We start from the raw sequence: 14,017 nt of genomic DNA, 5'->3' as shown, positions 1-14,017 counted from the left end.
TGCTCTGACTGCCCGGCGCTTCGCCGTTCTAGAACCGGCGCCGCGCCGCGACCGTCCGCATAACGCCGGACAAAGAAAAGGGAAGGCGTCCCGAGGGGGAGGACGCGTGCACAGCGCCCTTCCCATCGGTCCGCCTTCCCGGCTCGCTGTCCTGGCGAAGGCTTACAATTTCATGTATACCATAGATTGCAACAATGTCAATGGGGTGATGGCGGAGGAGGAGAGTTTATCCATAGACGGGAGAGATGAACGGGCAGATTTTCGCAGGCAGGGAATCGGGAGAGGTGTAGTTATTCAGAGGACGAAGAAGGCAGAATGGAAGTTAGAAGAAATTGAGAGAACGTACGCCGATGCTTCTCAGTCAGAGCATATCGCTGTGCAACCGCTAATCAGTGCGGTCGATGCGAAGTTGTTGCCAGCTCGCCAGCCAAGGCCGTCAGTCGCTCCTACGCTCGTTTTCAACTTTGGCTCGTATCTCCGAAGCCAACCGATCAGCCCTCTTCAATAGATTGAGCACCTCTCTTCGGAGAAGCTCATACTCGCGCAACTCTTTTGAGCAAATCGTCATCGTATCCTTATAATCTCGTTGCTTTGGCGAAAATCTCATAAAGTAGCGCTTCAGAGTCGCTTGCACCTCGACAGGGGACTTAATACGCTCGCTCCCGCCAACGAATTCCGCCCAATCTTTGTTCCTCTTGCTGGTATTGCACTTTCCACAACTGGGTACGAGATTCCCTAAGACGTGGCCATATCCGGAGTATTGAGTGCCTCTGACTAGCGGGAAGACATGATCCCACGTTTCGGCTTCATCTCCGCAGTATACGCACACCAATTCCCTGCTTGGGTCTTGTCCCAGAACCCTTACAGCTTCATCTACGGCAGATTCATCATATTTATCCACACTGGCAATAGCACTTGCAAAGGCATGGCTAATCGTGGAACCACGCCCGGCTATCGAGAAGGGTCTTAAATGCTTTCTAATGCTTTGCTTTTTCATAGGAATATCCAATTAGGAAGCCCGCAGTGGGATCTTAAGCCACACATGTAATGGACGACTTAAATCAAAGCTGGATTTAGACTCACACCTCATCATAGGCCTTGAGGAAATCTTCGCGGGAGATGCGAGCTTGGGTGCAAATGGCGCGGAGGGTTGGGCCCTTGATGCGCAGGTGGTTCGGCATGGTGAGCGGAGTGCGCCTGCCATCCGGCTCCTCGCGAATCATAGCGATGTGCTTGCCCTCGCGGACAAAGCGAAAGCCGAGGGATTCAAACGCCTTGAAGACCCGGCCTTTCGGGGCATCTGCGGGAAACTTGGCCATCAGACGGCCACGGTCGCCTCAGTAACGAAGGCTTCGAGAACGGCCGCATCTGAATCGGCGATGACGTCAGAGCCGAAGGTCTCGACATGAAAGCGGATGGCGGACCTGACATCGGCCAGGGCTTGCTTCTTGGTGTCGCCTTCGCCGATGACGATGCCCTTGAGTCCAAGGGGATAGGCGATGTATCCGCCGGGATGCCGCTCGACGACGATCTTAAATTTCTTCACGCAGCCACCTCCTCCTCGGCAATACTGTACACCGGAGCGGGAAAGAAAGGGAAGGGATCGCCGGCAGATGGAATGGGCGAGTCGCGCAGACTTGCCTCGCCCCTACAGGGAAGCGGGACGGCTAGCCCAGCCCGTGAAGCTCCGACTTAGGCGCGCGAGACATCAGCTCAGCGACGGCCTTCTCCGGCTCCAGGCCCTCGAAGAGCACCTTGGCGGTGGCGGCGGCGATGGGCATCTCCACCTTGAGTCGTTTGGCCATCTCCAGGGCGGCCATGGTGGTGTCCACCCCCTCGGCCACATTGCGCATGTTGGCCAGGATGACCTTGAGCGGCCGTCCCTTGGCCAGCTGCTCGCCGACGAAATAGTTGCGGCTAAGGCGGCTGGAGCAGGTGGCGATGAGGTCGCCCAGGCAGGCGAGGCCGGCGAAGGTGAGGGGCTTGGCCCCGGCGGCGACGCCTAGTCTCGTGATCTCCGCCAGGCCTCGGGTGATGAAGGCGCCCTTGGCATTATCGCCGTAGCCCAGGCCGTCGCTCATCCCCGCGCCGATGGCGACGATGTTCTTGAGGGCGCCGCCAAGCTCCACGCCGACGACATCGGTGTTGGTGTAGGCGCGAAAGGTGGGCGACATGACGAGCTGGACGCCGCGCCTAGCCACGGCCTCATCCTTCGCGGCGATCACCGTGGAGGCGGGATGCCCTTCGATGATTTCCCCCGAGAGGTTGGGGCCAGAAAGGACGGCGATATCGCTCTGGACAGTCTTGGGGAGCTCCTCGCCCAGCACCTGGGACATCCGCCTGCCCGTCGCCTTCTCTAACCCCTTCGTCGCGCTGAGGACCAGCATCCCCTTTCTCAGGTGCGGCGCCACCCTCTTGGCATTCTCCCGCAACCGGGAAGAGGGGACGGCGAAGAGGCAGGCATCGGCATCGCGAAGGGCCTCTGCTAGGGAGGCGGTGACGGCAAGGGAGGGAGGAAAGTCGTGGTCGGGCAGGCGGACCTTGTTCTGGCGGTCCTTGGAGAGTCGCAGGGCCTCTTCAGCGGTGCGCGCCCAGATGGTCACGGGGAGGCCGCGCCGCGCCAGGATGATGGCGAGGGTCGTTCCCCAGGTGGTCGTGCCGATGACGGCGGTCTTCATCGAGCGCCCTCGCCCTGCGGCTCCACGGCGACCTTCTGCCCCAGCTTGCGCTCCGTCCCAGAGAGGAGGCGCTGGATGTTGTCCCGGTGGACGGCGATGATGAGGGTGGCTACGACACTGCCGAAGGCGACGTACTCGCCATCGAGGCGGCCTGCGGCGGCGAGGGCGATGATCGCGAAGGCGCCGACGGCCGCGCCGATAATGGAGCCGAGGGAGACGAACTTCCAGAGGGCCATGACGGAGAGGGCGACGACGACGGTGACCAGCCCGCCCAGGGGCGCGATGGCCAGGAGCGCGCCGAGGCCGGTGTTGACGCCGCGCCCGCCGGTGAAGCGGATGTAGACCGACCAGATGTGCCCGCAGACGGCGGCGATGCCGGCGAGCGAAGCGGCCCAGGGGCTATCGCCGAGGGCCCTGGCGATGTAGACGGCGGCCACGCCCTTGCCGATATCCAGGAGGAGAACGGCGACGGCGGCCTTGACGCCCAGGGTGCGGAGGACGTTGGTGGCGCCGGTCTTGCCGCTGCCGTAGCGGCGGATATCCACGCCCTTCACCAGGCGCGCCAGGGTGAGGCCGATGGGAACGGCCCCGAGGAAATAGGCGATGACGACGGCGAGGATGTTTCCGGTCATTTCTCTCCCTTCGCTTTGAATACCAGACGGATGGGGGTGCCGTCAAAGCCGAAGAGCTGGCGCAGGCGGTTCTCCAGGTAGCGGACGTAGGAGAAGTGGACGAGCTGGGGGTTGCTGCAGAAGAAGACGAAGGTGGGAGGGTTCACATCGGCCTGAGTTGCGTAAAGGATATTGAGCCTGCGCTTGCCCACCTGACGGGGGAGGTGCTCGCCGACGGCCCGCTCCACGATCTTGTTGAGGGCGCTGGTGGCGATGCGGAGGTTGCGCTGCTCATAGGCGAGCTTGGCCGTCTTCATCAGCCGGCCCAGGCCCATCTTGTTGATGGCGGAGGTGAAAACGATGGGGGCCCAGGGCGCGAAGTGGAAGCGCTGCCGGAGGGCGGCCTCGACGGCCTCCTCTTCGAGCTTCAGCTCTTTGGCCATGTCCCACTTGTTCACTACCAGGATCAGGCCCTTGAAGCGCTCCACGGCATAGCCTGCGATGTGGGTATCCTGCGCGACGCCCATCTCGGCGGCGTCCAGCACCAGGAAGGCGATATCGGCGCGGTCTATGGCCTGAAGGGAACGTACGATGCTGAAGCTCTCGACGCCCACTTCGATGCGCCCCCGGCGGCGGATGCCTGCGGTGTCTATCAGGGTGACGCGCTCGCCCTTCCATTCGAGGACAGTGTCTATGGAGTCGCGGGTGGTGCCGGGGACCTCGCTGACGATGGTGCGCTCCTTGCCGATCAGGGCGTTGAGGAGGCTGGATTTGCCGGTGTTGGGCCTGCCGACGATGGCGATGCGCATCCCCTCAGACTCGGACTCGTCGCCTTCGGCCTGGGGGAAATGGGCCAGCACCTTCTCCATAAGATCGGCGATGCCGGAGCTGTGATGGGCGCTGACGGGCATCGGGTCACCGATGCCCAGGCGGTGGAACTCGGCAATGTCCCACTCGCGGCGGATGTTATCGGCCTTGTTGGCGGCGAGGACGACGGGCTTGCCCGAGCGTCGCAGGGCGGCGGCGACCTCGGCGTCATCAGCCGTGATGCCGGTGGTGGCGTCCACGAGGAAGATGACGGCATCGGCCTCCTTGACGGCGGCAAGGGCCTGCTCGCGGATGCCGCGACGGATGACATCGGGCGATTGAGGCTCCAGGCCGCCGGTGTCTATGAGATAGAAGGGGCGGCCGTCCCAATCGGCCAAGGCAACCAGGCGATCGCGGGTGGTGCCGGGCTCATCGGCGGTGATGGCGCGGCGCTCGCCGAGGATGCGGTTGAAGAGGGTGGACTTGCCGACGTTCGGCCTGCCCACGATGGCGATGACGGGTTTAGACATGACTAGCCTATGTTATCCGATGCGCGACGCCGTGGGGGCCGGCAAAAAAGATTCGGGCAACCCGGAGGGCGGCCCCCACAGCCATGACCCGTTAGGCCTTGCCGAAGATTTCCAGAAGGAGGGCCTTTTGGGCGTGGAGGCGATTCCCCGCCTGGTGAAAGACGCGGGAGGCGGGGTGCTCCAACATGCCGATGCCCAGCTCTTCGCCGTGGTGCGCCGGCAGGGGATGAAGGAAGATGGCGCTCTTTTTCGCCTTGGCCATGAGTCCAGCGTTCACCTGGTAGCCGACGAATGCCTTGCGGCGCTTCTGGGCCTCTTCTTCCTGGCCCATGCTGGTCCAGACGTCTGTGTAGACCACATCGGCGGCCTGGACGGCCTCCTGGGGAGAACGCGCCTCCACGAAAGTCCCGCCGGAGGCTTTGGCAAAGGCCCGCACCTTGACGGCGACCTGCTCGCGAAGCTCGTAGCCTTCCGGCGAGGCGATGCGAAAGTTCACACCCAGCATCGCGGCGCCGAGGGCGAGGCTGGAGGCGCAGTTGTTGCCATCGCCTATGAAGGCGATGGTCTTTCCCTTAAGGGGGCCGAGGCACTCCTGGGCGGTCTGCAGATCGGCGAGGGCCTGGCAGGGGTGTTCGCCATCGGAGAGGGCGTTGATGACAGGCACCTTGGCGTAATGGGCCAGTTTTTCGACGAGGTCATGGCCGAAGACTCGGGCGACGATGCAGTCCACATAGCGATCCAGGACGCGGGCCACATCTTCGATGGGCTCCCGCTTGCCGATGCCGACTTCGTCCGGGGACATGAAGACGGCATGGCCGCCGAGCTGGTGGACGGCAAGATCAAAGCTCAGCTTGGTGCGCAGCGACGGCTTCTGGAAGAGGAGGGCGACCGATTTGCCCTTGAGGACTTGGGGGGCGGGCTTGCCATTGCGGAGGTCGCTTGCTCTGGAGAGGAGTCGCTTCAGCTGGGCAGGGGAGCAATCGGCAACAGACAGGAAATCGGGTAGTGGCATAGGAGAAATTGAGTATAGCACAGGGGGAAGGGGGCTTTTTCTCCCGATGGCGGGGTTTGCCTAGGCTGGTATACTCCAGACCTCCTAGGGAGCTCCTTAGGAAGCGGCCTGCCGGACAATCGGGGGATTGGACGCATGGCGCAAGCGGTTAAAGTCAGTCTGTACGATGGGATCGGCTTCTTCTCCACGCTTCGCATGGTCTGGAGCGCAACGCCGCTGACCGTGCGACTCATCGGGTGGCCATATGGCTTTGCCACGTACCGCCACTTGTTACAGCGCGCCGGAGACTTGGACGAACTCCACGACCTCCACCGGCGGCAGTATCGGGAATCACTGGTGTTCCGGGTGCTGCGGCCGAGGTACGGAAAGATCGAGCAGATGCTTCGGTCAAAAGGCGTGCGAGCGCGCGACTGAACCGCAGCTCGGTGTTCCGCCTCGCGTATCACGTCCGGCGGCGCAGCCGCTCTTGCTAGAATGTCCCCGGTATGTACAAGGACACCATCGTTGCCATCGCGACGCCGCCGGGGCATGGGGCCATCGGCATCGTGCGCTTCAGCGGGCCGGAGGCGTGGAGTATCGCTGGGCGGCTCTTCAGCGGACGGCTGGACGACCACCATGTCAGCCACGGCTACGTGCGCGACCCGGAGAGTCAGGCGACGATTGACGAGGCGCTGGCGACGCCGATGCGGGGGCCCCACAGCTACACGGGAGAAGACACCGTTGAGATCAGCTGTCACGGGAGCCCGGTGGCGCTGCAGCAGGTCGTTGGGGCGGCGCTGCGGCTAGGTGCCCGGGCGGCAGATCCAGGCGAGTTTACGCTGCGAGCCTTCCTAAACGGTCGCATAGACCTCGCGCAGGCGGAGTCGGTCCTGGAAATCATCCAGGCGCAGAGCGAGGCGAACCTGCGGCTGGCGGTGCAGGGGCTGCGAGGGCGGCTCTCCGAGCGCATCGCGGCGGCGCGGGAACGGCTTCTCCACGTGCAAGCCTACCTGACGGCATGCATTGACTTTCCCGAGGACGAGGTGGAGCGACAGATCGAGATCAAGCCGCGGGAGCTGCTGAGCGAGGCGAAGGCAGAGCTTGCGGCGCTGATCGCATCGGCGGATTCGGGGATGGTCTATAGGCAGGGCGTGAAGACGGCGATCATCGGCAGGCCGAACGTGGGCAAATCGAGCCTGCTGAACCGGCTCCTGGGAGAGGAGCGGGCGATCGTGACGGCGGTGCCGGGGACGACGCGGGATACGGTGGAGGAGACGGCGACGGTGCAAGGCATCCCATTCCACCTGGTGGACACAGCAGGGATGAGAGCGACGCAGGACGTGGTGGAGGGCATGGGCATCGAGCGGAGCAGGAGAGCGGCGGAAAGAGCCGACCTGCTGCTCATCGTGGTGGACGCCAGCGCGCCGTTGACGAAGGACGACGAGACGCTAATCGCGATGGGGAAAGGAAAGCGGGCGATCGTGGCGGCGAACAAGTGCGATCTGCCTGTACAGGCGCGGCTCGCAGAGTTACCACAGCCTGTGGTGAAGATTTCCGCGCTGACGAGGTCGGGAATGGAGGCGTTGCATGAGGCGATGGTGAGTGCGGCGCTGGGAGGCTCGACGCCATCAGCCGATGCGCCGCTGGTGACGAATGCGCGCCACAAGGCGGCGCTGGAGCGGGCGCTGGCGCACACGGAGGCGGCGGAGCGTACGCTGGCGGAGAGAGCGCCGGAGGACTTCGCGACGATCGACCTGGCAGGGGCGCTGGGGGCGCTGGGGGAGATCACCGGGGAATCGGCGACGGAGGAGCTGCTGGACAGGATCTTCGCGCAGTTCTGTATCGGGAAGTAGTCTGCAGGCCTTGGGTTGGACTATCGGCTGCGCTATAATATCGTCTGTCGCCTAAAGGAGTCATACGGGCTCCTTTGTGTGTCCCGCATTCCCGGATAGCTCAGCGGTAGAGCGGCCGGCTGTTAACCGGTTGGTCCTAGGTTCGAATCCTAGTCCGGGAGCCATTCTTCAGTTCATAGACCGCAGTCGCGCTTTGCTCAAAGCGGGCGAGCGAAGCGGCGTAAGACGTGCCGGCGGCGGCGCTCGACGGCCTGGGCGCGAAGGGCAGGGGCAACGCGCGGCGTGTCTTTGGGAAGGTGACGCCGGACGTCATCGAACTTTATGAGCTTGGCGGCAGGGACAGGCAGGCTATCGGCGAGGTTCCATCGGTAGATGATGGTGCCCTCATTGCGGCCGACGGTATCGAGCCAGTTGGGGACGCCGGGATCGCGCTTGCTGACGACGGCGCGGAAGAGGCCATCCCTATCGAGCCGGGCCTGGTGACCGTTGAGGCTGGACTGGTGGTTGGCGTAATCGAGGGATTCAAGCCAGACGTTGCCGAGGTGCAGGCTCCAGTACTTGGCCTTGGGAGGCTTGACCTCTATAAGCAGCGCTTCGTCGTCGGCGATCTTGAAGTAGCAGGTCCCCGCGGTCTGGTGCTTCTGCCCGCCGATGTGGGTGCTGCCGAAGGGGACCTCCGGGAACTTGTTCAAGTAGTGCTGTTTCTGGGCGAGGGCGACGTTCAGCCACAGGTCTAGGTTCGCCTCTACGTTCCCGGCGACGGCATCGAGCCGCTTGGCGAAGGAACCGGGGTCCATCACGCCGCTTGGGCTGTTCCGCTTCCCTTTATCTATGCGCTCTATCCAGAGCGAGGCAAGGGTCTCTCTATCCCAATCATAGAAGAACTGCCGGATGAAGAGGCCGTCGGTCTCGGGCGAGAGAGGGATCCAGTTCCCGGGATGCTTTTTGGGGCTGACGATGATTTCAAAGGAGCCATCCCTGGCGATCTTCAGCTCGTCGGCGTGGGTGTTGTGGAGCGTGCGCAGGCCGGACATGAGCTGAAAGCCGAGGAAGCGGACGGTGCCACGCTTCCCGGTGACGCGATAGGCGGCGCCGCCCCGGATGATGGCCGCGCCGTAGAGGGCATCGGCGCAGTCCCAGCCGAACTTGCTGCGGCGGGTGCGCCAGACGACCTTGGGCCTATCAGGATCATAGTCTTCGATGGCCATATCGAGGGCGTTGCGGATGAGCATGGCGACGTAGCGGTAGCCTTCGGTGCGATCAAGGTCGCTGGGGATATCGGCGCTGGAGACGCGGTCGCTGAGGCGGGCGAGGCGGTCGGCGAAGGAGCGCCAGGCTGAGCTATCGAGCAGGGCGAAGGCGGAGCCCTTGGCCCAGTCGTCGGCGTGGAGGATGGACGTGGATATCCAGCGCGGGTCCTTGCTCATCTGGCCGCCGCCGGCAACGGCGGCGGAGTCCTGTTTGCTCATAGCGCCTCCTTCAAGGCGTGAGAAGGTGGGCGAAGGGTAGCAATCGGGGAGAGAGGCGTCAAACCGGAAAGCGGCGGCCGCGTTCTGTCAAGTTGACATCGGCCGAGGCGGGGGCTACTATTCCTGACAATTCAAGAATTCCGATTTAGGAGTTCTGACGACGCTTCAAGGAGGAGCAATGGCAACAAAGATGAAGGATTCGATGGAGCGGATGCCAGGGATGTCCTGGGTGGCGGGCCATGAAGACGCGAAAGGAAAGGTTGGAGCCGGAGCATTCTTAATCGGCTTCATCATCTCGATCATCGGCGGCATCTTCGCGGCGGACAATGGAGGGCTTATCGCGCTGCTGGTGATATTGGGACTCCTTGTAGGGTTCCTGAACGTCACGGCGCGGGAGATCATCCCGTTCCTGATCGCGGCGACGGCGCTGGTCATCATCGGGACATCGGACGTTTTCGAGCCGCTGAACCGGGTGATCGGCGGCTTTGGGGACCGGATAGACGACGTGGTGACGATGATCGCAATCTTCGCCGCGCCTGCGGCGGTGGTGCAGGCGCTGCTGGCCTACGTCGCGATCGCGAAGCCGGGCGAGGGCGTGGAGTAGCGCGACGGACGCACCGAACGCCAACGGAGCGCACATGCAACGGCCTCCCGGGTAGCCCGGGAGGCCGTTTTTCTTTCCTGGGTTTGTTCCATCCGGGGGCTTATGGTAGGGTACACCGTACCGAAGCCGGATGAGGAGCGCGCATACGGAAGAGCACCTGAAAGCGGCGAACCTGGACATGCCGAATGACCTGCGGGCTAAAGAGCATCGGCCTTCGTTCGGCTCCCGCCTTATCCGGCAGTTCGACCTGCCTTCATGGGATGTCTGGGTGCCCCTTGGGGTGCTGGCGTGTTTCGGCATCCTGGGGCTGATGGTGTTCACCGGGGCGATCCGGCTGAACCTGCCCTTCGGCGACCTGGAGCGTGTCCACGTTCTTTATACGGAGATCGGCATCCAGACGACGGCGGGCGTCTTCGCTATCATCATGTCGCTCTCCCTGGTGGCGATCCAGTTCGCGGCGCAGGAGTACAGCCACCGCATCATGGACTATTACCTCAAGAGCGTGATCTTTTGGGTGACGATGGGTTTCTACCTAGGATTGATGATCCTGACCATCGTGCTCCAGGCGATCGCGACGGAGACAGAGAATGTGCGCGTGGTGTCCGTGATCGTGCTTGGGGCCATCACGGCCCTGGTCCTCCTCATCCCGCACTTCGTCATCACGGCGGCGTACCTCCGTCCGGAGTTCATCCTGGGCAAACTCCTGCGACGGGTTGACGGGGACTATCTGGCGGCGATCGACCGGGTGTACCTGAGCAAATCTACTCCCGTGCCGAGCCGGACGGACCGGCTGCTCCCCGCGATCGAAATCACGGAGCGCTCGATAGACCGCGGGGACCTGACGACGGTGCGAGCCTCCATAGACCTTCTGTCCGAGCTGTATAGCGCGCATGCGCAGACCCTGAAGCGCCCGACCATCGAGCGGTACTTCATGAACCATTTCCTGCGGATCGGGCGGAAGGCCGTGTCAGAATCGGACGAGGACCAGGCAGGGGTGCTGGTCATCCAGCTCATCGGGAACATCGGCGTGACGGGGCCGACGGCGCTGGCGGTGGAGAATATTGACATCCTGGGGACGGCGGCGCTGAAGAAGGATGCCGACCCGGTGGTGCGGCAGATGATCGAGTCCCTGGACCAGATCTACACCGCGACGAGCTCAGGCGATATCAAGGTCACGATCCTTGGCGAGTACGACGACCTGGCCGGGACGCTGGCGGCAGGCGACAAGGACCGCCTGCTTCAGCTGCTGGCGGAGACGCTCTTCCGCATCGCGCAGAAGGCCCAGAGCGCGGGAGAGACGAGGCTCTTTGAAGAGATCCTGGATATCATCGAGACGACGGGGCATGCGGCGGCGACGAAGGGGATCTACCGGGTGGTGCTGTACATCGCGAAGTCAGCGCAGACGCTGGGTGTCAGCATCGCGCCGCAGGATAGCCGGAATGCGGACCGGCTGGTGCGGATCCTGTTGCGCCTAGAGCGCGCGGTGAACTCGAACGAGCGGGAGGTCATCTCGGCGCTTGAGTTCGCGAGCAAGGCGATCCAGCGGGCGGTCCCGAAGGGGCCCAGCCCGGCGAAGCCTGGGGCAGAGGCCGCTCCGCCGCCCCGCCCAACGGCAAGCCAGGCGGCGGAGCCTGCGCCAGGCACACAGGACGAGCAGGTGAAGGGAGAGGGGAAAGCCCAGGGAGGCGGAGACGGGGGCGGACTGGACCTTTCAGACCTGTGGGGCAAAACGGAGTAGCATGGCATCGCCCTGCTGGGAGCTCTCGCAGGAGTAGCGCTTGCCGGTGAGGCCGGAGAGCAGGCCCTTCATCTCGCCCTGGAGGACTGCGATGAGGGTGAGGCGCGCCAAGGGGCCAGCGACTTCCGGAGCTTCGCGAATCGCGGCCTCATAGTGGTCGCCCCTGGCAAGCATGGTGACTTCCAGGTGCTTCAACTGGCTGTAGAAGGCGTCGAAGATGCTAGGCACATCGCCTGAGAATCGCTTCTGCAAAAGTGAGGCGAGGCCTTTGCCATAGGCCTCCGCGGTCTCAAGCCAGGTATCTTCCAGCAGGGTCAAGTTGGGGAGAAAGACGCTAGAGAGCAGCATCTTGTAGTAGCTGATATCCACGGTGTTGCCGAGCTGGCGCGTCTGGCGCTTCTCCAGGGAGTCTTCAGCCCGGCGGACGATATCCAGGTCAAGGGAGAGCTGCTGGAACCAGGCCTCCCTGCCGATGATGATATCCCTATCTTCCCGGCGGCCGAGCTTGAAGCGGCACGTGTCCGCGCCTTGGGCGGCGCACTTCACTTCGTAGCTATCCAGCTCGCGATCCAAGAGGGCGCCGAGGATGCCTGCGAAGAGGCCCGCGTGGAAGAAGCAGATGGGGTCATCGGCTTTGAGCATGGCGCATTCGGCGGAATCGGCGAAGGTCAGCTCGAAGCGGCCCTTTTCCACGTCCACCAAGGCGAGATCGAGGACGCCTTCTTTCTGCTTGACCATGAGGGCGTTGAAGACGCGGGCCACGACTTTCTTCAGGGTATCGAAGGCGCGCTCCTGGCTCCAGTAATCGAACTTCCAGAAGAAATCGGCAGGCATGCCGAGGCGGCGGATGACGATATAGGCGTTGCGCTTGGCGGAGGCGTAGGCGGAGCTATAGAGGACGGAGGCGAAGCCCGGGTTGTTGTTCATCATCGGCGCGATGGCCGATTGGGGGACAAGGAGGTCAATATCGTCGCCGAGACTTTGGCGAGATGTCGCGGGGGCGCCGCCCTTCATGATCTTATCGAGGGCGCCGGCCCAGACTTCGTCCACAGCCTTTTCAACGTCTTGTTTATCGTAGGGCATGGCGCTACTTCAAGAGGCTCTCAACCTTCTTGAAGCTCCACTCCTGGTGCTTCCTATGCAGGAAGAGGCCGACGCCGATGAGGAGGTAGCCGAAGATATAGAGGGTATCCAGGTACGTGCCGGCGTGATTCTCTCGGTTCACAACGAAGCTCCCATCCGCGATCTCGGCGATGGGCTCCCAGGTGAGCAATTCGGCGACATAGACGAGGACGAGGCTGGCGATGATGCCGACGGCAACGACAGTGAAGGTGGCGCTTTCTTGATACTTGGCGCGGGCGTTCTGGATGTAGAGCCAGACGACTGGGATGAGCAGCACCATGACGGTGACATCGAAGATGCGGACGAGGAGATTGAGGACGGCGAACTCGTTGGGGAGGGCGTCAAAGCCGAGGAAATCAGAGAAGACGGGGAGGAAGAAGAGGACGATACCAAGAGCCAACAGTCCGCCGCCGCGAGTGATCAGGCGACCGCGCCTGGTCAGGCGTTTGACGCTGACGACTTTGAGGATGTAGGCGCAGGCTATCAGGAGCAGAGCGTAGGTGACGATCTGGTAGGCAAGGAGGGCGCGGAGGAAGCTGCCATCCAAGGCCTCCGCCGCCTGCTCCACGAGGGAGTCAATGTTCACGAGGCCGTAGAGCAGAAAGAAGCCCGAAAGGAAGAGGAAGGCGGAGCGCAACGCTCCGCGATACATGAGGGAGACCCAGAGGGCGAGGAGGGCGTTTGCCAGGAGAGCGCCCGGCTCCAGGACTTTGGAGTACGTTGCGCCTTCCGACGAGGGGAGAGCCTGGGCCACGACGGCCACAACCAGCACAACGGGCACGGCGATGGTGAGGCCCTGTTTTGTGGTCATGCCCGTTATCGTCTCCAGGCTTGAGCGATGGGTACCAGTGTAACCGAAGACGAAGGTTTGTCTAGCGATCGGAGCACGAGCGGCGCGCTCCGTTATGTACAGTCGCAGACTTGATAAAAGGCAGGGTTATCTGCTACTGTTAGTGGCGATTCTACCTTGGCCACAACTAACCCTAACGGGTTCAGAACATCGCCGGATTTCCGTGGCGCACATGAGGAGCGTGTTATGACAGCGATACGATTCAACAAGACGAGGTTGATCCTTGCGTTGGCCGTAGCTATCGCGGCTCTTGTCTCCATCATCTCGCTGCGATGGTCGTCCACATGGGCGGCTGTGGCGTGCAGCGCCCCCTCATCCATCTCAACCATCCCCGGCACAACGCCGGGCACGCTCCCGGTGAGCGCCACACTGCCGGGCGGCGCGGCAAGCGCGTACGTTTTTGCCGAGAACCAGGCCGGCACGTCGGCGGTCTCTTCGTTCACAATCATGCAAGGGAATACCGTGGTGCTGGTGGCCCGGTCATGCAACGGCGCCACGGATATCACGGGCCAGACGAACTTCCAGTGGAGCTCCCCAGGCGGCACGTTCAGCCCCAGCAGCACGGCAGGGACGGTGACCTTCAGGGCAACGGCGGCCTCGAACTTCACCATCATGCTGGCCTCCACGAACGGGGAGACGCCGCCTTCGGCCGTTATTTCGGTGACGGTGAGCCAGCCACCTGCACCGACGGCGACGCCGACGGCGATCCCGACGGCGACGCCGACGGCGATCCCGACGGCGATCCCGACGGCGATCCCGACGGC

The 14,017-nt window shown here is 63.1% G+C and carries 14 protein-coding genes, 1 tRNA gene and 1 pseudogene; 6 read left to right on the top strand and 10 right to left on the bottom strand.

All coding sequences use genetic code 11. The features are described from left to right. Positions 1-436: 436 nt before the first annotated feature. The 7 genes from FJ039_11495 to argF all read right to left on the bottom strand — a co-directional run bounded on the left by FJ039_11495 (position 437) and on the right by argF (position 5,638). Positions 437-997 (bottom strand): HNH endonuclease, encoded by a 561-nt coding sequence (locus tag FJ039_11495; GenBank protein MBM4406775.1) that lies wholly within the window; start codon positions 995-997, stop codon positions 437-439. An 82-nt stretch (positions 998-1,079) separates the two neighbouring features. Further along, positions 1,080-1,319 carry a type II toxin-antitoxin system HicA family toxin gene (locus tag FJ039_11490; protein ID MBM4406774.1) on the bottom strand — a complete coding sequence of 80 codons (240 nt, stop codon included), beginning with the start codon at positions 1,317-1,319 and terminating at the stop codon, positions 1,080-1,082. Further along, a complete protein-coding gene (locus FJ039_11485; protein ID MBM4406773.1) occupies positions 1,319-1,546 on the bottom strand; it encodes a type II toxin-antitoxin system HicB family antitoxin in 228 nt (75 codons plus the stop codon). Before FJ039_11485 ends, FJ039_11490 begins: the two co-directional genes overlap by 1 nt. A gap of 121 nt (positions 1,547-1,667) precedes the next feature. Next, the gene (locus tag FJ039_11480) at positions 1,668-2,678 is read right to left on the bottom strand and encodes an NAD(P)-dependent glycerol-3-phosphate dehydrogenase (GenBank protein MBM4406772.1); all 1,011 of its coding nucleotides are present in this window, start codon (positions 2,676-2,678) and stop codon (positions 1,668-1,670) included. Next, complete coding sequence (gene plsY / locus FJ039_11475; GenBank protein MBM4406771.1) at positions 2,675-3,310, bottom strand: glycerol-3-phosphate 1-O-acyltransferase PlsY; 636 nt, start codon at positions 3,308-3,310, stop codon at positions 2,675-2,677. Before plsY ends, FJ039_11480 begins: the two co-directional genes overlap by 4 nt. Continuing rightward, positions 3,307-4,626: a ribosome biogenesis GTPase Der gene (locus FJ039_11470; GenBank protein ID MBM4406770.1), complete on the bottom strand. Its 1,320-nt coding sequence runs from the start codon at positions 4,624-4,626 to the stop codon at positions 3,307-3,309. The genes plsY and FJ039_11470 overlap by 4 nt, the downstream gene beginning before the upstream one ends. A gap of 91 nt (positions 4,627-4,717) precedes the next feature. Beyond that, complete coding sequence (gene argF / locus FJ039_11465) at positions 4,718-5,638, bottom strand: ornithine carbamoyltransferase (GenBank protein ID MBM4406769.1); 921 nt, start codon at positions 5,636-5,638, stop codon at positions 4,718-4,720. A gap of 135 nt (positions 5,639-5,773) precedes the next feature. Here argF and FJ039_11460 point away from each other — a divergent pair, with 135 nt between their 5' ends. The 3 genes from FJ039_11460 (at position 5,774) to FJ039_11450 (ending at position 7,634) form a co-directional block, all read left to right on the top strand. Further along, on the top strand, positions 5,774-6,052 hold the full coding sequence (locus tag FJ039_11460) for a hypothetical protein (protein MBM4406768.1): 279 nt from the start codon (positions 5,774-5,776) through the stop codon (positions 6,050-6,052). Positions 6,053-6,123: 71 nt separating this feature from the next. Continuing rightward, the gene (gene mnmE / locus FJ039_11455; protein MBM4406767.1) at positions 6,124-7,470 is read left to right on the top strand and encodes a tRNA uridine-5-carboxymethylaminomethyl(34) synthesis GTPase MnmE; all 1,347 of its coding nucleotides are present in this window, start codon (positions 6,124-6,126) and stop codon (positions 7,468-7,470) included. An 89-nt stretch (positions 7,471-7,559) separates the two neighbouring features. After that, positions 7,560-7,634, top strand: a tRNA-Asn gene (locus FJ039_11450). 33 nt (positions 7,635-7,667) lie between these two features. On the opposite strand, the gene FJ039_11445 is transcribed toward FJ039_11450, so the two are convergent. Beyond that, positions 7,668-8,939 carry a DUF1214 domain-containing protein gene (locus FJ039_11445; protein ID MBM4406766.1) on the bottom strand — a complete coding sequence of 424 codons (1,272 nt, stop codon included), beginning with the start codon at positions 8,937-8,939 and terminating at the stop codon, positions 7,668-7,670. 178 nt (positions 8,940-9,117) lie between these two features. On the opposite strand from FJ039_11445, the gene FJ039_11440 reads away from it, so the two are divergent. Together FJ039_11440 and FJ039_11435 are read left to right on the top strand one after the other, a co-directional pair. Then, positions 9,118-9,543 (top strand): hypothetical protein, encoded by a 426-nt coding sequence (locus tag FJ039_11440; protein MBM4406765.1) that lies wholly within the window; start codon positions 9,118-9,120, stop codon positions 9,541-9,543. Between the two features lie 130 nt (positions 9,544-9,673). After that, positions 9,674-11,281 (top strand): hypothetical protein, encoded by a 1,608-nt coding sequence (locus tag FJ039_11435; protein ID MBM4406764.1) that lies wholly within the window; start codon positions 9,674-9,676, stop codon positions 11,279-11,281. Here the strand turns inward: FJ039_11435 and FJ039_11430 are convergent. After that, positions 11,255-12,364 carry a hypothetical protein gene (locus FJ039_11430; GenBank protein ID MBM4406763.1) on the bottom strand — a complete coding sequence of 370 codons (1,110 nt, stop codon included), beginning with the start codon at positions 12,362-12,364 and terminating at the stop codon, positions 11,255-11,257. The genes FJ039_11435 and FJ039_11430 overlap by 27 nt on opposite strands. Positions 12,365-12,368: 4 nt before the next feature. After that, a complete protein-coding gene (locus FJ039_11425) occupies positions 12,369-13,214 on the bottom strand; it encodes a hypothetical protein (GenBank protein ID MBM4406762.1) in 846 nt (281 codons plus the stop codon). Positions 13,215-13,922: 708 nt separating this feature from the next. Between FJ039_11425 and FJ039_11420 the strand changes: the two are divergent. Then, positions 13,923-14,017: pseudogene (locus tag FJ039_11420) on the top strand (peptidoglycan-binding protein).

The sequence above is a fragment of the Chloroflexota bacterium genome (genome assembly GCA_016875535.1).
Classification (GTDB): domain Bacteria; phylum Chloroflexota; class Dehalococcoidia; order SHYB01; family SHYB01; genus VGPF01.
Note: the sequence above shows the minus strand (reverse complement) of the source record. Positions and strands in the feature narration are given on the sequence as shown.